General features: G+C 66.0%; 19 protein-coding genes. 7 read left to right on the plus strand and 12 right to left on the minus strand.

Translation table 11 applies throughout. From position 1 onward, the window contains the following. Window positions 1-11: 11 nt before the first annotated feature. On the minus strand, window positions 12-1,022 hold the full coding sequence (locus ACTJI5_RS08450) for a MarR family transcriptional regulator (RefSeq protein ID WP_440859985.1): 1,011 nt from the start codon (window positions 1,020-1,022) through the stop codon (window positions 12-14). A gap of 263 nt (window positions 1,023-1,285) precedes the next feature. Here ACTJI5_RS08450 and ACTJI5_RS08455 point away from each other — a divergent pair, with 263 nt between their 5' ends. The 6 genes from ACTJI5_RS08455 to ACTJI5_RS08480 are packed head-to-tail and all read left to right on the plus strand — an operon-like array spanning window position 1,286 to window position 5,056. Then, window positions 1,286-1,864 carry a thermonuclease family protein gene (locus tag ACTJI5_RS08455; protein WP_440859986.1) on the plus strand — a complete coding sequence of 193 codons (579 nt, stop codon included), beginning with the start codon at window positions 1,286-1,288 and terminating at the stop codon, window positions 1,862-1,864. 46 nt (window positions 1,865-1,910) lie between these two features. Continuing rightward, window positions 1,911-2,288, plus strand: a complete 378-nt coding sequence (crcB, locus tag ACTJI5_RS08460) for a fluoride efflux transporter CrcB (protein ID WP_439513497.1) — start codon at window positions 1,911-1,913, stop codon at window positions 2,286-2,288. Continuing rightward, complete coding sequence (locus ACTJI5_RS08465) at window positions 2,285-3,517, plus strand: RluA family pseudouridine synthase (RefSeq protein WP_440859987.1); 1,233 nt, start codon at window positions 2,285-2,287, stop codon at window positions 3,515-3,517. The genes crcB and ACTJI5_RS08465 overlap by 4 nt, the downstream gene beginning before the upstream one ends. Continuing rightward, on the plus strand, window positions 3,517-4,137 hold the full coding sequence (locus ACTJI5_RS08470; protein ID WP_440859988.1) for an FMN-binding negative transcriptional regulator: 621 nt from the start codon (window positions 3,517-3,519) through the stop codon (window positions 4,135-4,137). The genes ACTJI5_RS08465 and ACTJI5_RS08470 overlap by 1 nt, the downstream gene beginning before the upstream one ends. Next, complete coding sequence (locus tag ACTJI5_RS08475) at window positions 4,134-4,370, plus strand: hypothetical protein (RefSeq protein WP_310251155.1); 237 nt, start codon at window positions 4,134-4,136, stop codon at window positions 4,368-4,370. Before ACTJI5_RS08470 ends, ACTJI5_RS08475 begins: the two co-directional genes overlap by 4 nt. Then, a complete protein-coding gene (locus ACTJI5_RS08480; RefSeq protein WP_440859989.1) occupies window positions 4,367-5,056 on the plus strand; it encodes an ATP12 family chaperone protein in 690 nt (229 codons plus the stop codon). Before ACTJI5_RS08475 ends, ACTJI5_RS08480 begins: the two co-directional genes overlap by 4 nt. On the opposite strand, the gene ACTJI5_RS08485 is transcribed toward ACTJI5_RS08480, so the two are convergent. From ACTJI5_RS08485 to ACTJI5_RS08500, 4 genes are all read right to left on the minus strand, one after another. Further along, a complete protein-coding gene (locus ACTJI5_RS08485) occupies window positions 5,053-5,856 on the minus strand; it encodes a crotonase/enoyl-CoA hydratase family protein (RefSeq protein ID WP_440859990.1) in 804 nt (267 codons plus the stop codon). The genes ACTJI5_RS08480 and ACTJI5_RS08485 overlap by 4 nt on opposite strands. Window positions 5,857-5,869: 13 nt before the next feature. Further along, window positions 5,870-6,478, minus strand: a complete 609-nt coding sequence (locus tag ACTJI5_RS08490) for a 2-hydroxychromene-2-carboxylate isomerase (protein ID WP_440859991.1) — start codon at window positions 6,476-6,478, stop codon at window positions 5,870-5,872. 4 nt (window positions 6,479-6,482) lie between these two features. Next, window positions 6,483-8,015, minus strand: a complete 1,533-nt coding sequence (locus ACTJI5_RS08495) for an acyl-CoA synthetase (protein WP_440859992.1) — start codon at window positions 8,013-8,015, stop codon at window positions 6,483-6,485. A 277-nt stretch (window positions 8,016-8,292) separates the two neighbouring features. After that, entirely contained in the window at window positions 8,293-9,006 is a 714-nt protein-coding gene (locus tag ACTJI5_RS08500) for a response regulator transcription factor (RefSeq protein WP_058539128.1), read from the minus strand. A gap of 355 nt (window positions 9,007-9,361) precedes the next feature. On the opposite strand from ACTJI5_RS08500, the gene ACTJI5_RS08505 reads away from it, so the two are divergent. Beyond that, window positions 9,362-10,894: a class I adenylate-forming enzyme family protein gene (locus ACTJI5_RS08505; protein WP_440859993.1), complete on the plus strand. Its 1,533-nt coding sequence runs from the start codon at window positions 9,362-9,364 to the stop codon at window positions 10,892-10,894. Between the two features lie 204 nt (window positions 10,895-11,098). Here the strand turns inward: ACTJI5_RS08505 and ACTJI5_RS08510 are convergent, their stop codons facing one another. Genes ACTJI5_RS08510 through crtY form a run of 7 tightly spaced genes read right to left on the minus strand, consistent with a single transcriptional unit; the run spans window position 11,099 to window position 16,615 of the window. After that, entirely contained in the window at window positions 11,099-11,617 is a 519-nt protein-coding gene (locus tag ACTJI5_RS08510) for an AAA family ATPase (protein WP_310251134.1), read from the minus strand. Beyond that, window positions 11,614-12,183 (minus strand): nicotinamide riboside transporter PnuC, encoded by a 570-nt coding sequence (gene pnuC / locus ACTJI5_RS08515; RefSeq protein ID WP_440859994.1) that lies wholly within the window; start codon window positions 12,181-12,183, stop codon window positions 11,614-11,616. Before pnuC ends, ACTJI5_RS08510 begins: the two co-directional genes overlap by 4 nt. Beyond that, entirely contained in the window at window positions 12,180-13,151 is a 972-nt protein-coding gene (locus tag ACTJI5_RS08520; RefSeq protein ID WP_439513507.1) for a phytoene/squalene synthase family protein, read from the minus strand. The genes pnuC and ACTJI5_RS08520 overlap by 4 nt, the downstream gene beginning before the upstream one ends. Then, window positions 13,151-13,732: a TIGR00730 family Rossman fold protein gene (locus ACTJI5_RS08525; protein ID WP_440859995.1), complete on the minus strand. Its 582-nt coding sequence runs from the start codon at window positions 13,730-13,732 to the stop codon at window positions 13,151-13,153. The genes ACTJI5_RS08520 and ACTJI5_RS08525 overlap by 1 nt, the downstream gene beginning before the upstream one ends. Beyond that, window positions 13,729-13,980, minus strand: a complete 252-nt coding sequence (locus tag ACTJI5_RS08530; protein ID WP_082639839.1) for a CPCC family cysteine-rich protein — start codon at window positions 13,978-13,980, stop codon at window positions 13,729-13,731. Before ACTJI5_RS08530 ends, ACTJI5_RS08525 begins: the two co-directional genes overlap by 4 nt. Beyond that, window positions 13,977-15,461, minus strand: coding sequence for a phytoene desaturase (locus ACTJI5_RS08535; protein WP_440859996.1), 1,485 nt, complete (start codon window positions 15,459-15,461; stop codon window positions 13,977-13,979). The genes ACTJI5_RS08530 and ACTJI5_RS08535 overlap by 4 nt, the downstream gene beginning before the upstream one ends. Beyond that, window positions 15,458-16,615 (minus strand): lycopene beta-cyclase CrtY, encoded by a 1,158-nt coding sequence (gene crtY, locus ACTJI5_RS08540; protein ID WP_440859997.1) that lies wholly within the window; start codon window positions 16,613-16,615, stop codon window positions 15,458-15,460. The genes ACTJI5_RS08535 and crtY overlap by 4 nt, the downstream gene beginning before the upstream one ends. Window positions 16,616-16,634: the final 19 nt, after the last annotated feature.

The raw sequence follows: 16,634 nt of genomic DNA on the forward strand, positions 1-16,634 counted from the left end.
CCATTCTTCGCCTATTCCTCGAGCGCCTCGAAATAACGGCCGAGCGCGTCAGAGGCGCCCTCGGCGAGCGCGATGAAGATGCGGCGGCCATCGTGCGGGTCGTCTTCGCGCAGGAACAGGCCGGCATCGGTCATCGTTTTGATCCAGCGCAGCGCCGTCGTCGCGGGGACCGCGGCGGCGATGCACAGGCTCGACACCGACACCGGCTGGCGCTCGAGCCGCGCGGCATAGAGATCGAGCAACATGTCCCATGCCGGATCGGCGAACAGGTCGGCGGGGAAATATTGCTCACGCATCCGCCGCTGGCGCAGCATCCGCCGCACCGCCTTGGCGCGCTGCCGGTCGAGCGTGCGCTCTTCGGGAACGAAGCTGCGCGGCATCGCGGTAAAGTCGCGCGCCGGTGCGCGGACCTGTCCTGCATAGTCGGCCAGATCCTCAGCCCGCGATGCAAAGCCCATGGGCGTACCGGGAAGACCGCCCCTCTGGCCGGCAAGGTCGCCGAGCAGGCGCGAGATGCGCGCGACTTCTTCCTGCAGCCGGTCGATCCGCTCCATCTGATCATTGCGTGCTATGTCATGGAGTACGCCGTGCCGCGTCCGCCTTGCTGCCGCCAGGGCAACGAGCCGGTCGGTCGGATCGGCGTCAACCAGGAACTGAACGTCGAGCGCCGCCGGAATAGCCGCCGCGGCCCGATCAAGCGCGACCAGCGTGGTTTCGCATATGAGGTTGCAGCCCCGCTCGGCCGCCGCCGCGCATATGTCGCCCAGCGTTTCGCCTTCGATCGTCTCCGCGGCGGCGAGCCAGATAATGTCCAGTGTCGCTGTTTTCCGGATATAGTCCGCCGCCCGCAATGGAGGGAGCGTTCTGACGAGGCGCACTTCGGCGAGCGAAGCCGCGTCGGGCCAATCGGCCGCTGACCCCACGAACAAAAGCGGCGACGCAATACTGTCGGGGATTGATCCGCCGATCGTCTCGGGCGGCCCGGCCTGTCCTGCACCAAAACCGCCTGGCGCGATTGCCAATGAATCCAGCCTCTGCATCTCTTGGCCCATCATGCTACCTGTCCCCCCATCGCTCCATCCTGGCGTAAGCATGCCGTCATTTCGGCGATATTCACCTTTTGTTCGCTCCCGTTTGCCGCCAATCCGGACCCAAGCTTGATATTGGTATGAGTCGGTGCGCGTCGGCCGTTGGAGAATAGGTCCATTTTGGATATGGTTTGTTCCTATCGTCAATCCTTAATTCACCCTTGCCAAGCCGTCCCCATCGAGTCAGGCGGGATCCGATGGTTTCAGGCTCCTCCTCGCTCGCGCGGCTGCGCTGGCGGCGGCGCTTCCGGTCGCTGCTCGCACTACTGCTCCTCGCCGGGTTCGCCTTTGTCGCATGGGTGTGGTTGCCAGCACCCGCGCTGACCGTGCCGCTTGTCCATGTGATCGACGGTGACAGCCTGACGGTGCGGCAGGACGACGCGCCGCTGACGATCCGCCTGACCGGCATCGACGCGGTCGAATATCGGCAGGATTGCGCGCGCGGCGCAACGCGCTGGCCCTGCGGGCGCGACGCACGCACCGCGCTCGAAAAACTCGCGGGCCGCGGGCCGCTCCATTGCGAGGTCGCGGCAAAGGATCGTTACGATCGCACGCTCGCCGCGTGCCGCACCGCCGCCTTCCCCGACGGCATCGATCTCGGCGCCGAAATGACGCGGCTCGGATGGGCGGTGGCAACCAGCGACGCCTATATGGTCGAAGAAGCCGAGGCGCAGGCGAAACGGCGGGGCATCTGGCAGGGCGACTTTGTCCGTCCCGAAAACTGGCGCGCGACGCACGAGCGCTCCACCACCGCACTGACCCCGCCCGACGCCTAGAAATGGCCCGCTATGCCTCGCGCCCGTTTCGGGCTAGGGCGGGCGCATGAACAGCCTGTTTCCCGTCATGATCGGCGGCGCGATCGGCGCCGGCGCCCGCCATCTGGTCGGGCAGGCGATGCTCGCGCGGTTGGGCCCGGCCTTCCCGTGGGGCACGCTGTCGATCAATATCGTCGGCAGCCTGTTGATGGGCCTGCTCGTCGGCTGGCTCGTGCGCAGCGGCGGCGGCGACACCGCGCGACTGTTCGTGGGCGTCGGGATTCTCGGCGGCTTCACCACCTTCTCCTCTTTCAGCATGGAATATTGGATGCTCTTCGAACGCGGTCAAAACGCTCAGGCGGCCGCCTATGTCCTCGCGTCGGTAGTCGGCGCGATTGCCGCCTGCGGGCTCGGGCTCTTCATCGTGCGGCAGGTGCCGGCATGAGCGACGCCAAAGCCAATCTCGACGGCGCCACCATCGCCGAGGAAGACGACGGCATCCGGCTCGACCGCTGGTTCAAGCGCCACCGCGAAGGAACGCCGCACGCACTGCTCGCGCGCTGGGCACGCTCGGGACAGCTGACGCTCGACGGCAAAAAGGCCGATGTGTCGGACCGGATCGCGACCGGGCAGAAACTCGTCATGCCGACACCGCCGGTCGAGACTGCGGCGCGTCCGGCGCGCAAGGGTCGTCCGCTGACCGATGCCGATATCGAGCTGGCGACCGGGATGCTCATCCACCGCGATGCCAGTGCGATCGTGCTCAACAAGCTTCCCGGGCTCGCAACGCAGGGCGGCACCAAGACCGAGCAGCATGTCGACGGCCTGCTCGACGCGCTGAAATTCGATGGCCCGACGCGCCCCAAGCTCGTCCACCGGCTCGACAAGGACACGTCGGGCGCGCTCCTCGTTGCGCGGACGCCGAAGGCCGCGGCCTATTTCGCCAAGAGCTTTTCGAACCGCAGCGCGAAGAAGACCTATTGGGCGCTGATTGTCGGCGTTCCCGACATCCAGCAGGGCGAAATCGACCTGCCGCTCGCCAAGCAGCCGGGGTCGGGCGGCGAGAAAATGCACGTCCATGACAGCGGCCTCGCATCGAAGACGCGCTATCGCGTGATCGAGCGGGCGGGGAACAGCGCGGCGTGGGTCGAACTGCAGCCGCTGACCGGGCGTACCCACCAGCTGCGCGTCCATATGGCGGCGATCGGCCATCCGATCGTCGGCGACGGCAAATATGGCGGCAAGGGTGCGTTCCTGACCGGCACGATCAGCCGCAAGATGCACCTCCACAGTCGCCGTTTGCGCATCGACCACCCCGACGGCGGCGCGATCGATATCAGCGCCGAGGTGCCCGAGCATTTCGCAGCGAGCCTCGACGCGCTCGGTTTCGACCTGCTGCTCGGCGAGGTCGGGATCGACCCGACCGAGAAAGGCCCGCCGCCAAAATCGGCGCTGAAGGCGCAGGCGAAGGCGCACAGCAAGCAGATCCGCAAGGCGCGGCGCGGCGAGCGGCGCGGCCGCACCGCCGAGAGCAAGCCGACCGATTTCGTCGGCAAGCCGAAGCCCAAGGCGAAGGCGAAACCGGGCAAGCCCGGCAAGCCGGCGCCCGGGAAACCCGCGGGCAAGAAACCGAGCGCCAAAAAGCATCCGGCGCGCCCGCCCAAAGCGGACTGATGCATCCGAACTCCGCCTTCCGCCCGCGGCAGGACGATCTCGCCGAATTGCTCGTGCGCGAGATCGGTTTTGCCGCGATCTTTGCGAGCACCCCCGACGGGCCGCGCGTCGCGCATGCGCCGGTGGTGCTGAGCGACGACCGGACGACGCTGCAATTCCACCTCGCGCGCGGCAATGCGCTCACCCGCCACCTGGGCGGCGCGAACGCGCTGGCGGTCGTGCAGGGTCCCGATGCCTATGTCAGCGCGAGCTGGTACGCCGATGCCGATCAGGTGCCGACATGGAATTATGTCGCGATCGAGATGGAGGGCGTGGCGCGCAAGCTCGACGACGCCGAACTGGTCGCGCAGCTCGATACATTGTCCACCCAGCACGAAGCGCGCGTCGGCGGGAACCCGCCCTGGACGCGCGACAAGATGAACCCGGCGCTGTTCAGCAAGATGACCGGCGCCATTACCGGCTTCGAAATGCGGATCGCGGCGTGGCGCCCGACGATCAAACTGTCGCAGAACAAGTCCGCCGCGGAACGCGGGCGCGTGATCGAGGGCGTCGAGGCGACCGGCCATGGCGCGCTCGCGCAGTTGATGCGCCACCTTGGCGGCGATAGGGAGGGTGCATGACCCAAGCCGACGACGCACTCGCCAAAAAACGTTTCTTTGCGATCTCCGCGATGCGCCTGATGGGCGCCGCCTTCGCGATGATCGGTTTCATCCTGATCAGCGGCGGTTTCACGCTCGCGGGCCAGCCGACCGACCGCTGGATCGGCGCCGCGATCGTGCTGGTCGGCGCGTTCGATTTCGCGGTCATGCCGCTGCTGCTCGCGCGCCGCTGGCGTTCGCCCAAAAACCCGTGAAGCGCTTCTGGAAAGAGGTCGCCGTCGCCCCCGAGGACGGCGGCTGGGGCATCGCGCTCGACGGCCGGCCGGTGCGCACGCCGCAACGCGCACCGCTCGCCGTCGCAAGCGCCGCACTCGCCGAAGCGATCGCCGCCGAATGGCGCAACGTGGGCGAGACGATCGACCCGGCCGCCATGCCGATGACAGGCCTGACCAACGCCGCGATCGATCTGGCGACACCCGACCTCGCCGCCTTCGCCGCGCCGGTCGCCGCTTATGCGCAGAGCGATCTCTTCTGCTATCGCGACGCGCGCGATGCCGCGCTGCAGGCCGAGCAGGCGGCGGCATGGAACCCGCTGCTCGCCTGGGCCGAGGCACGCTACGGCATCGAATTCACGCTGACGCAGGGCGTGCTGCCGGTCGATCAGCCCGAGGCGACGGTTGCGGTGTTGCAGGGCGCCGTGCTGGCGCAGGACGCGTGGCGGATCACCGCGCTGACGCCGCTGGTGACGATCGGCGGATCGCTCGTCGCGGGCCTCGCCTTGCTCGAAAACGTGTTCGACGCCGACGCCTTATGGGAGACCGTGAGCCTCGACGAGCTCTATCAGGAACGCCGCTGGGGCGCTGACAGCGAAGCGCAAAAAGCGCGCGCCATCCACAAACGCGACTGGGATAATGCGGCGCGGTTTCTAACTCTGCTCTAATCCGTAAAATTCGGCTTCCGCTTCTGCATCCCCGCCATCACCGCTTCCATCTGGTTCGGGGTGCGGATCACCTTCACCTGTTCATCGCTTTCGGCCTGAAGGATTTCGGCGTCGCTCGCATCGGCGAGCATGTTGCACAGCCGCTTCGCCCCGCGGATCGCGTGCGGATTCTTGTCGGCGATCACTTCGGCGAGTTCCATCGCTTTCGCCAACGGGTCGTCCGACACATGCGTCGCAAAACCGAGCAGCTTGGCTTCCGATCCGTTGAATTCGCGGTTGGTATAGATCATCTCGCGCAGCACATCGTCGGCGACCTGCGTGCGCCACAGCGCCATGCCGGCGACATCGGGGACAAGGCCCCAACGCATCTCCATGATCGCGATGCGCGTGTCGGGGTGGACGATACGGATGTCGGCCGCGGCCATGATCTGGCTCCCCGCGCCGAACGCGACGCCATGAACCGCCGCGATCACTGGCACCGGGATTTCGCGCCAGCCCCACGCGGCGTATTGGGCATTGTTCGCGATCCCACGTGTCCGGTCGGACAGGCTGCCGCCCGCGCTGCTCGCGCCCGGATCACGATCGTTGCTGAGGCTCGAGAGGTCGAGCCCGGCGCAGAAGGCGCGGCCTTCGCCCGAGAGGACGACGACGCGGAGCCCCGCGGTCGCCTTGAGTTGATCGACCGCCTCGGCGAGCGCCTCCCACATTGCGGGGTCGAGCGCATTCATCTTGTCGGCGCGGATCAGCCGGACATCGGCGATCCCGCCTTCGAGCATGGTGATCGAAATACGGTCTTTCACGGGAGAGTCCTTTTCAGCGTGTGAGCGCGGCCTCGACGAGCGGAAGCTGGTCGTTGCCAAAATACATATCGTCCCTATCGACGAAGATCGTCGGCGAACCATAGCCGCCGCGCGCGATGACTTCATCGGTATTCGCGCGCAGCCGCGCCTTGACCGCATCGCTGCCCGCCGCGGCGGCGAGCGCCGCGCCGCCCAGCCCCTCGGCATCGGCGATCGCTGCGAGTACAGCGGGGTCGTCGAGATTTTCCTGCCGGTCGAAATAGCTCGCGAAGGCACCGCGCGCGAAGCGAACGAGCGCCGCCTGATCCGCTTCGAGCGCGCAGCAGAAGCGCATCGCCGCGATGCTTTTCGCCGGGTGCCACTCCGAAGGGAAATTCATCGGCACGCCCGCAAGCCGCGCCCAGTCCTTCAGGATTTTCCAGCTGTGCGTCAGCCGCCGGTTGTCGACCTGTTTGCGCGCCGCATAGACGGCGGGATTCACCGCATTGAACACCCCGCCGACAAGGATCGGCCGATAGACCGCCGCCGCGCCCGTCCGTTCGAGTACACCCGGCAGGTTATGGAACGCGAGGCAGGTCCACGGCGAAGAAAGGTCGAAGAAAAATTCGACGCGCGCGCTCATCGGATCAGGCCTCCGCCTTTGCCTTTTCCCAATATTGGTCGCGGAGCAGGCGCTTGTAGAGCTTGCCCGTGTCGTGGCGCGGCAGCGCTTCCATGAAATCGATGCGGCGCGGGATTTTCACCCCCGACAATTTCTCGCGCGCATAGGTCAGCAATTCGGCGCGGAAGGCATCGGTCGCGTCGGCCATGTCGGCGGGCTGGATCACCGCGATCACTTCCTCGCCCATTTCGTCGTGCGGGCCGCCCACGACGGCGACGTCGGCGACCTTCGGATGGGTGACGAGGTGGTTCTCGATTTCCTGCGGATAGATGTTCACCCCGCCCGAGATGATCATGAAGCTCTTGCGGTCGGTCAGATAGAGGAAGCCATCTTCATCAACTTTGCCCACATCGCCGAGGGTCGACCAGCCCTTCGAATTGCGGCTCGACGCCGTTTTTTCATTATCCCCATGATATTCGAAGACATTTTCGCTTTCGAAGAAAACCGCGCCTTCTTCGTTCGCGCCAAGCTCGGTCTCGTTATCCTCGCCCATGATGTGGATCGCGCCGAGGATCGGGCGGCCGACGCTGCCCTTGTGCGTCAGCCAGTCGGCGCTGGAGATGAAGGTCATGCCATTGCCCTCGGAGCCGGCATAATATTCGAACAATACCGGCCCCCACCAGTCGATCATCGCCTGCTTGACCGGCACCGGGCACGGCGCGGCCGCGTGGATCGCGACTTTCAATGACGAGGTGTCGTAGCGCGTGCGGACGTCGTCCGGCAGCTTGAGCATGCGCACGAAATGCGTCGGCACCCACTGGCTGGCGTTCACGCGATATTTTTCGATGTGCGCCAGCGCGGTCTCGGGATCGAATTTCTTCATCAGCACGACGGTGCCGCCGAGGCGGTGGACGGTCATCGACCAGCGCAGCGGCGCGGCGTGATAGAGCGGCGCCGGGGACAGATAGATGCTGTCGGCGTTGATCTGGAATATCGCCGAGGCGAGCATGACGAGGCTGTTCGTCGCGTCGATCGCGGGATCCTCGGGCAGCGGCACGCGCACACCCTTGGGCCGGCCGGTGGTGCCCGACGAATAGAGCATGTCGACCCCCGCGCGCTCGTCGGCGACCGGAGTCGCGGGCATCGCGGCGACCGCATCCTCCCAGCTTTCATACCCCGGTATAGCGCCGCCCATCGCGAAGCGCTTGATGCCCGTCGTGAGCTGCTGCGCGGCGCCCGCAAGGCTCGCCGACACGATCAGGATCTGCGCGCCCGAATTTTCGAGAATATAGTCGGTCTCGTCCTGCGTCAGCCGCGACGAGATGCAGACATAGCGGAGCCCCGCGCGCTGCGCACCCCAGGTCAGCCCATAATAATGCGGGGTGTTGTCGAGCATGAAGGCGACGACATCCTCATGCCCCAGCCCGTGCGAGCGAAAGAGCTGCGCCGCGCGGTTCGACGCCGCATCGAGTTCGCCATAGCTGATCGCCTCCCCCGTCTCGGCGACGATGATCGCGGCTTTATCGGGATTGGCGCGGGCGTGGACTGAGGGGTGCATCGGGCATCATCTCCGGGAATCGTTGCTTTCTTTATGTCGAAGATCAGTAGCAACCTGAAACTTTCGGTCAAGCAAGCTGGGGCTCGTGACAGGATAGCGATCAAGAAGGGGCAAATCCGAGCGGCACGTCGATCAAATCTTCGATCCTCCCTGTGCCGGAGGCGTGGGGAGGTGGCAGCCTCGAAGAGGCTGACGGAGGGGCCGGGACGTTACGTTGCCGCCCCTCCACCACCGCTTCGCGGCGGTCCCCCTCCCCATCGCTGCGCGACAGGGAGGATTAATCCGGACGCGAGCGCAGCGCGTAACCCATGCCCTTCACCGTGCGCAGCATCGGCCAGTCGAATCCCCGATCGACCTTGGCGCGCAGCCGCGACATGTGCACCTCGACCCGATTGGTGCCGGGATCGAAATCGAGCCGCCACACCGCGCGGAGCAGCGCGCCGCGCGACAGCGGCCGGTCGGGCACACGCGCAAGGTTCGCGAGCAGATCGAATTCGCGGAGCGGCAGACGGATGATCTGGCCCGCGCGTTCGACGCGCCGGTCGATCAGATCGATGCTGAGTTCTCCCTCGCCGAGCTGCCCGGCGGCGATGCGGCTGCGGCGCAGCAGGCTGGCAACCCGCGCGAGCACTTCGGGGAGATTGTCGGTCCAGCCCACCGCATCGTCGGCGCCCGCGCCGAGCGCGACCATCCGGTCGTCGAGCGAGTCGCGGTCGGACAAGGCGATCAGCGGCCGGCGCCCGGCAATCGACGACGCCAACCGGACGAACTCGGACGGCTCCTGCCAGTCGAGGAAGGGATTGATAAGCAACAGATTGAAGCAACTGTCGACCCAAGGGCGCAGGTCGCTCACATGCGGTGGCAGGAATTGCACCGCCAAACCCGCGGCCTCGATCGCCGCACCGAGGACATCGGCCCGTGCAGGCACGGGATGATGGACGGCGACCAGCAACTTCCGGTCGCCTTGCCCGGCAATATCCGATGATGCCATCCGCATCCCCCGTCGTCGACGCAACATATCCAGGGTCAGGACCTACCAAATGCGCGTTCGAGGCGTCGAAATGGCGAAGATATCGGGCTCGAGCGGATGCAGCGGGTAGCATCGCTACCCGCAAGGCCGCGCGGGCCTGAGATCGAAGCCATTTCGGCGTCCCTTCGGGATTTGACCGATTTTGCCCATGGCTTCGTCGGCAAGTCTTGGAATATTCTCATATGCCTGCGCCTTGCCTTCGCGCCCTGAGCAAAATCGCTTCAAACCTCGAACGCGCATTTGGTAGATCCTGACCCTAGCGCCCCGCCGCCCCACCGGCATTGCACCGCCTTTCGGCTGTGCTAACCCATGGGTCATGACCAGTATCGAAATGCTTGACGGCGACTTCGCCACCCTGCCCGACCTTGTCCGTGCTCATGCCGCGGAGCGTCCCGATGCCGTAGCGGCTGCCGACGCGCTGCGGCGGCTGAGCTGGTCCGAACTGGATCAATTGACCGACCGAATCGCCGCGCGGTTGCAGCAGGACGGATTCGCGAAAGGCGACCGCACCGCGATCGCGGGCCTCAACAGCGTCGAGCAGATGGCGGTGATCCTCGGCACGCTGCGCGCCGGCGGGGTCGCAGGGCTCGTCACCAACAGCGCGACGGGCGAGCAGATGGCGGCGATGATCGCGGACACCGGCGCGCGCCACCTGTTCCTCGACAGTGCGGCAAAGACGAGCCTCGAAGGCCATGTCATCACCGCGAGCGACCTGATCGCGATGGATGGCAGCGACGCCGGAACACCGCTCGACGCCTGGCTGTCGCTCGCGGGGGCGAAGCCCGCACCGGTCGAGATTCTGCCCGATGACGGCTTCAACATCATTTATTCGTCGGGCACCACCGGCACGCCCAAGGGCATCATCCACAGCCATGCGATGCGCTGGCAGCACATCATCCGTGGCGCCCCCGCTTATGGCCCCAATGCCGTGACAATCCTGTCGACCCCGCTCTATTCGAACACGACGATGGCGAGCTTCATGCCGACGGTCGGGTCGGGCGGGCAGGTCGTCTTGATGAAGAAATTCGACGCGCGCGGCTTCCTTGAGCTCGCGGCGCGCGAGCGCGCGACGAACACGATGCTGGTCCCGGTGCAGTATCGCCGGATCATGGCGCTCGACGATTTCGGCGACTTCGACCTCTCCAGCTTCGTCGTGAAATATTGCACCTCGGCGCCCTTCGCCGCGGCGCTCAAGGCCGATGTGCTCCGGCGCTGGCCGGGCGGGCTCGTCGAGATTTACGGCATGACCGAAGGCGGCGCGGCGTTCATCCTCGAGGCGCATCAATTCCCCGACAAATTGCACACGGTCGGTAAGCCCGCGCCGGGACATATCGCGAAGGTGATCGACGAGGACGGCAACGAGCTGCCGCAAGGATCGGTCGGCGAAGTCGTCGGCCGCAGCCCCGCGATGATGACGGGATATAACAACCGTCCCGACGCGACCAAGGCGATGCACTGGTACGACGCCGAGGGAAATCTCTTCTATCGCCACGGCGACATCGGCCGCATCGACGAGGACGGGTTCCTGACCTTGATGGACCGCGCGAAGGACATGATCATTTCGGGCGGGTTCAACATTTTCCCGAGCGACCTGGAAGCGATATTGATTGCCGATGAGCGCGTCGTCGAAGCGGCGGTGGTCGGCATGCCGAGCGAGGAATGGGGCGAGACGCCCGTCGCGTTCGTCGTGCTGAAGGACGGCGCCGAGGCCGAGGCCGTGCGCGCCGATTGCAACGCCAAGGTCGGCAAGACGCAGCGGTTGAGCGCGATCACCGTCTTGGACGAACTGCCGCGCAGCCCGATCGGCAAGGTGCTGAAGCGCGAGTTAAGGGACGCGTACGCGCGGTAGCTTCTGGGCCGTCGGCTTTCGACCGCTAGTTGCCGTTCCTATTTATCGTCATCCCGGACTTGATCCGGGATCCCGCTTTTTTTTGAGGCACCGACTGGCTTCGACATCAAGCGGGACCCCGGATCAAGTCCGGGGTGACGAAGAGAAAGGAGACGACGCCAGCTCCCACTCCAAAGCCGACACTCACCACATCCGCAGATTCGCTCAGGCCAACCCTGCTGCCTCAATCGCCGCCAGCGCGCTTTGCAGCCGCGCATCGCCTTCGCCCTCGACCCAGGCCCATTTGAGTTTGCGCCGGTCGAGCTCGCCGATCGCGACCTCCATGAACTGATCCCGTGCCAGTTCGCTGCCGAACAGGCGGGTGCCGTCCTCTTCCCACGAAAGGTCCATCGCGGGGACGAGATAGAGGTCAGCGACCTCGTCCCACAAGTCGATCTCGGGCAGACGGCGGCCGAGCAGCATGATTGCCCACGCCTGCGTCATCAGCGGATCGGTGTCCGAAATCAGCCATTCGGGCCGCTGCGCGAGCGCTTCGCGCGTCGCCGCCAAGTGGCCGTCGAAGATCGCGAGCAGGTCGACTTCGTCGAGGTTGGTGCCGTTCGCCTCGGCATAGGTGCGGCCATATTCGGGGACGACGAGCCCGCCGAGCTGAAGCGCGAGCCGCGGCGCGAGCGTCGATTTGCCCGTGCTTTCGGCGCCATGGAGGCAGATATGGCGCGTCATATCGCTGCCCTGCCCGCGGCCGCCGCGCGCCGCCACTGGAGCAGGCCGTCGATCGACAGGCCGAGCAGCACGACATAGACCGCGCTGGTCGCGTAAAGCCCGCGCGACGCGAACAGCGGCACCGCGATCAGGTCGACGAGGATCCAGAGGAACCAGCTTTCGACGCGGCGGCGCGCGAGCAGCCATTGCGCGGTGATGCTGAGCATCGCGATCGCACCGTCGATCCACGGCGCGGCCGCGTCGGTATAGCGGTCCATCGCAAAGCTCCACCCCGCCCACGCGGCGATCGTCGTAAGCGCCCAGCCTCGCCGCGCACGCTCGGTCATCCAGCGCACCGGCACCCCGCTGTCATCGCGCGCGCGCATCCAGGCGGTCCAGCCATAGAGATTGAGCGCGAAGAAAAAGCCCTGGAGCAGCATGTCGCTGTAAAGTTTCGCCTCGAAAAAGACGAAGGCGTAGAGCGTGACCGCGACGAGCGCGAAGGGATAGTTCCACACGCTGCGCAGTGCGACGAGTGCGACATTGGTCAGCACGAACGCCGCGGCGATCCACTCGAGATAGCTCATTCGCTGGCACCATGGCGCTCGACGTGTCTGGGGCGCGTCCACAGCCCCTCGCGGCTGATCCGCCGCTGCGGCGGGCGGCGCAGCACCGACCAGCCCGCGCGCGCGACCCAGCCGAGCTTGGCGAAGAGGCTCGATGCGGCGCGGTGATCCCACGCATGGTCGCCGCGCGCACGCACTTCGCGCACGATATCGCCATAGATGCCCGCGGCGGCAAGCACCGCCCAGCGGCTGCGCGGGCCGAGCTTGCGCGCGCCCCAACGCGCCGACGCCTCATATTCCTCGGCCATTTCGGACAGCCATCGCGCCATCACCGACAGGCGCCCGCGAAAGGCGGGGTGCATGTGCTGGCCGGGCGGGATGTCGAGTTCGACCAGCCATTCGACCGGCAGGTAACATCGGTCGGCGGCGGCATCCTCGGCCACATCGCGCGCGATATTGGCGAGCTGGAACGCGATGCCGAGGTCCGAGGCGCGGTCGAGCGTCGTCTCGTCGGCGGGATCGATGCCCATGACGAGCGCCATCGCGACCCCGACCGCGCCCGCGACATGGTAGGAGTAGCGGAGCAGGTCTGCCTCGCTGCGCGGGCGCCAGTCCTTCGCGTCGAGTTCGAAGCCCGCGACGATATCGTCGATCACCCAGCGCGGAATCGCGACTTCGGTCAGCAGGAAGCCGAGCGCGTCGAACGCCATGTCGCCCATCGGCTGCCCGGCAAAGGCCTTGTCGGTCTGCGCGCGGATATGCGCGACCGCGGCGACCGGATCATGGTCCGGCTTCATCGCGCCGCCATGATCCTGCCCGTCGGTCAGATCGTCGGCGGCGCGGCACCAGGCATAGAGCAACCACACCCGCTCGCGCGTTTCGCGGTCGAAGAGCTGGCTGGCCAGCGCGAAGCTTTTCGATCCGCGCGCGATGCTGTCGTGCGCGAAACCGTGGAGGGCATGTGCATCATAGGCCCCCGCCTCACTCATTACAGAGTTTCGGCCTTCATCGCGAAAATCGTCTTGTGCGGGACATAAGCCGCCATTTTTTCGAGCAAATCGTCGAGCCCGGCGTCGACGATCATGATCCCGGCGTGCGCGGGGCGGATGAAGCCGACCTCGATCATGTTGCGATTGAACGCGATAAGGTCGTTGTAGAAGCCCGCGGCGTTGAGCAACCCGACGGGCTTGGTATGATAGCCGAGCTGCGCCCAGCTGATCGCTTCCCACAGTTCGTCCATCGTCCCGACGCCGCCGGGAATGGTGAGGAAGCCGTCGGAGAGGTCGGTGAACATCTTCTTGCGTTCGTGCATGCCCGACACGACGTGGAGCTCGGTGCAGCCGCGGTGCGCGACCTCGGCGCCGACGAGCGCCTCGGGGATGATCCCGATGACTTCGCCGCCCGCTTCCAAGGCGCTATCGGCGACCGCGCCCATCAGCCCCAATCGCCCGCCGCCATAGACGACGCCGATGCCGCGCTCCGCCAAAGTGCGCCCGACGTGGCGCGCGGTTTCGATATAGATCGGATCTTCGGGGGTCGCGGACCCGCAATAGACGGCAAGGCGTTTCATTTCTGTCTCTCAACTTCAGTTGGCGGCCTTACATGACCAAGCATTTTTTCCTCACAGGCCCCAAACTGCAAAAAGTTCTTCCGAGCTTGGTTCAGACTCAAATTTCCGTTCGGTCCACCGCGCACCTCATCTGCATCCAAATCATCTTGCCCATCATCTTCCCAATAGCAGACAGGGCATATTTCATAGTCTGCGTGCGCCTCGATCGTGAAAAACCGACAACAAGGGCATTCGACTTTGGAACTCACTGCTTGGAACCTTCCAACATCAGATTGGCGGTCGCCTTGGCGCTGCCGACGACCCCCGGGATACCCGCGCCCGGATGCGTCCCCGCGCCGACGAAGTAAAGGTTCGAAATCACATCGTCGCGGTTGTGCGCGCGGAACCAGGCGCTTTGCCACAGCACGGGCTCGAGGCTGAACGCGCTGCCGAGATGCGCCGACAGGTCGCGGCCGAAATCGGCGGGGGTGTAGTGGAAGCGGGTGACAAGGTTGGCGCGAAGGCCGGGGGCGACGCGGCGTTCGACCTCTTCGATGATCGCGTCGGCGAAGTGCTGCCCGAACGCGCCGTCCCAGTCGGCTTTGGCCCTGCCCAGATGCGCGACAGGGGCGAGCGCGTAGAAGGCGGAATGACCCGGCGGCGCCATGCCTGGATCGGTGATGCTGGGATGGTGAAGGTAGAGCGAAAAGTCGTCGGGGATCACGCCGCCGTAAATATCGCCCAGCAGCCCCTTGTAGCGCGGGCCGAACAGGATGCTGTGGTGCGCCACATCGGGATAGGAGCCCTTCACGCCGAAATGGACGACGAAGAGCGACGGCGACCAGCGTTTGCGCGCGAGCCTCTTTGCCACCTTCGCCCCGCGCGGATGCCCCGCGAGCAGCGCTTTATAGCTGTGCATCAGGTCGCCGTTACACGCGACCATATCGGCGTCGCCGTACCAGCCGCCTTGCGTCGTGACGCCCGTGACGCGGTCACCCGCGGTTTCGATCTGCGTCACCGGATCACCAAGCCGCAGCGTTCCGCCTAGCCGCTCGAACAGCCGCACCATGCCGCGCACCAGCGCATTGGTGCCGCCACGCGCGAACCAGACCCCGCCTTCTTTCTCGATCGTGTGGATGAGCGCATAAATCGCGCTCGTCGTCATCGGGTTGCCGCCGACGAGCAGGGTATGGAACGACAAAGCCTGCCGCAGCCGCTCGTCCTGCACATAAGATGACACGATCGAATAGACGCTGCGCCACGCCTGATATTTCATCAGCGCGGGCGCCGCTTTGATCATCGAGGCGAAGTCGAGAAAGGCGACCGCACCGAGCTTCACATAACCCTGCTCGTACACACCCTTCGAATATTCGAGGAAGCGGTCGTAGCCGGCGACGTCGGCGGGATGGAGCTTGGCGATTTCGGCACGGAGCGCGGCCTCGTCGTTCGAATAATCGAAGTTCGTGCCGTCGGGCCAGTTGAGACGGTAAAAGGGCATCACCGGGACGAGGTCGACGTCCTGCGCCATGTCCTGTCCGCTCAGCGCCCATAGTTCCTGCAAACAGGGCGGATCGGTGATCACGGTCGGCCCCGCGTCAAAGGTAAAGCCGTCCTTCATCCAGTGGTACGCGCGCCCGCCGGGCTTGTCGCGCGCTTCGACGATCGTCGTTTCGACGCCCGCCGACTGGAGCCGGATCGCGAGCGCGAGCCCGCCGAAACCCGCGCCGACGACGATCGCGCGGCGCGTCATCGCCAGTCGCGTTTCCACAACGCGGAAATCGCGCGGCCGATCGGCACCGGGGGCCTGCCCGACAGGATGCGCAGCTTGTCCGCCGTGGTCGAGCGCCCGGCATAGAAGCGCGCGATCAGGCCCGGCGACAGGCGGTAGAAGCGCTCGAAGATGCGGTAGCGCTCCCCCGGATCGGCGGCGCGGAAGAGCATCGCGCCGAGCATGCGGTAGAAGCGCTGGCGCCGCCACGCCGCCGCAGCGCGGTCGCGGAGGATGGCGGGAAGGTCGGCGCGATCGACGAGGCCGGGCAGCGATGATGCAGTGCGCACGGCATCGGGAAGCGAATAGCCGGTGGTCGCATGGAAGGTGCCCGCGCGCACCCCGATTCGTCCGGTGCGGTCGGAGGCGGGCCACAGCCGGTCGAAATCGCCCGCGATCACCACCGGCAGCACGCCGCTTTCCTCGCGCGTCGTCGCGGCGACGTCCCAGCCCCGCACCGCCGCATAGGCCGCGATCCGTTCGCGTACGACCGGGGCATCGAGATCGGCGTCGTCGCTGTAATAGGTGTCCTCGACGAACAATGTCTCGGCATCGAAGGGCAGCAGGTAGACGAAGCGATAGCCATCGAGCTGTGGGGCGGTCGCGTCCATCACGACGGGCTGCTCGACGCCGTGCCCGCCCTTCACTGTCAGCGCCTGCCCGACGAACTTCTGCCAGCCGCAGTCGAGGCCCGCGAATTTCCCCCCGCCGCGCGCATCGATCACATGCTTTGCCGAAAGCCGGCCACCGCGCGCCAGAAGCAGATGGTCGGGCGCGACATGCTTGGCCTTGTCGGCGATGACATGCCCCGTCGGCAGCGCCGCCATGACGGCATCGGCGAGCGCTTCGCCGGTGATGCTTTTGTACCCCATGCGCAGCCGGCGCTCGTGCGATGGGAAGCGCACATCGTAGCGCGGCCAGTGATAGCGGACGAGCGGCGCGACGAGCCAGCGGTCCTTCTTGGCGATGTCGCTGTCGAAAAAGGACCAGATATGATTGCCGCCGATCGGCCCCGGCTCGACCAGCCGGATGTCGAGGTCTGGGCGCTTCGCCGCGAGCGCAAGCGTCGCGAGCCCGCCGGCGAGCCCGCCGCCGACGATCGCGATGTCGCATTTGTCGTTACTCGGCCCCACCATTCCCCTGCCTTAGCCACGC

Source organism: Sphingopyxis sp. 22461, assembly GCF_052044915.1.
GTDB lineage: Bacteria > Pseudomonadota > Alphaproteobacteria > Sphingomonadales > Sphingomonadaceae > Sphingopyxis.

What these genes read in the sequence shown, in the direction of transcription:
- ACTJI5_RS08455 (WP_440859986.1), top strand. Translation starts at nt 1,286, where the DNA reads ATGGTTTCAGGCTCCTCCTCGCTCGCGCGGCTGCGCTGGCGGCGGCGC.
- crcB (WP_439513497.1), top strand. Translation starts at nt 1,911, where the DNA reads ATGAACAGCCTGTTTCCCGTCATGATCGGCGGCGCGATCGGCGCCGGC.
- ACTJI5_RS08465 (WP_440859987.1), top strand. Translation starts at nt 2,285, where the DNA reads ATGAGCGACGCCAAAGCCAATCTCGACGGCGCCACCATCGCCGAGGAA.
- ACTJI5_RS08470 (WP_440859988.1), top strand. Translation starts at nt 3,517, where the DNA reads ATGCATCCGAACTCCGCCTTCCGCCCGCGGCAGGACGATCTCGCCGAA.
- ACTJI5_RS08475 (WP_310251155.1), top strand. Translation starts at nt 4,134, where the DNA reads ATGACCCAAGCCGACGACGCACTCGCCAAAAAACGTTTCTTTGCGATC.
- ACTJI5_RS08490 (WP_440859991.1), bottom strand. Translation starts at nt 6,478, where the DNA reads ATGAGCGCGCGCGTCGAATTTTTCTTCGACCTTTCTTCGCCGTGGACC.
- ACTJI5_RS08495 (WP_440859992.1), bottom strand. Translation starts at nt 8,015, where the DNA reads ATGCACCCCTCAGTCCACGCCCGCGCCAATCCCGATAAAGCCGCGATC.
- ACTJI5_RS08500 (WP_058539128.1), bottom strand. Translation starts at nt 9,006, where the DNA reads ATGGCATCATCGGATATTGCCGGGCAAGGCGACCGGAAGTTGCTGGTC.
- ACTJI5_RS08505 (WP_440859993.1), top strand. Translation starts at nt 9,362, where the DNA reads ATGACCAGTATCGAAATGCTTGACGGCGACTTCGCCACCCTGCCCGAC.
- ACTJI5_RS08510 (WP_310251134.1), bottom strand. Translation starts at nt 11,617, where the DNA reads ATGACGCGCCATATCTGCCTCCATGGCGCCGAAAGCACGGGCAAATCG.
- pnuC (WP_440859994.1), bottom strand. Translation starts at nt 12,183, where the DNA reads ATGAGCTATCTCGAGTGGATCGCCGCGGCGTTCGTGCTGACCAATGTC.
- ACTJI5_RS08520 (WP_439513507.1), bottom strand. Translation starts at nt 13,151, where the DNA reads ATGAGTGAGGCGGGGGCCTATGATGCACATGCCCTCCACGGTTTCGCG.
- ACTJI5_RS08525 (WP_440859995.1), bottom strand. Translation starts at nt 13,732, where the DNA reads ATGAAACGCCTTGCCGTCTATTGCGGGTCCGCGACCCCCGAAGATCCG.
- ACTJI5_RS08535 (WP_440859996.1), bottom strand. Translation starts at nt 15,461, where the DNA reads ATGACGCGCCGCGCGATCGTCGTCGGCGCGGGTTTCGGCGGGCTCGCG.
- crtY (WP_440859997.1), bottom strand. Translation starts at nt 16,615, where the DNA reads ATGGTGGGGCCGAGTAACGACAAATGCGACATCGCGATCGTCGGCGGC.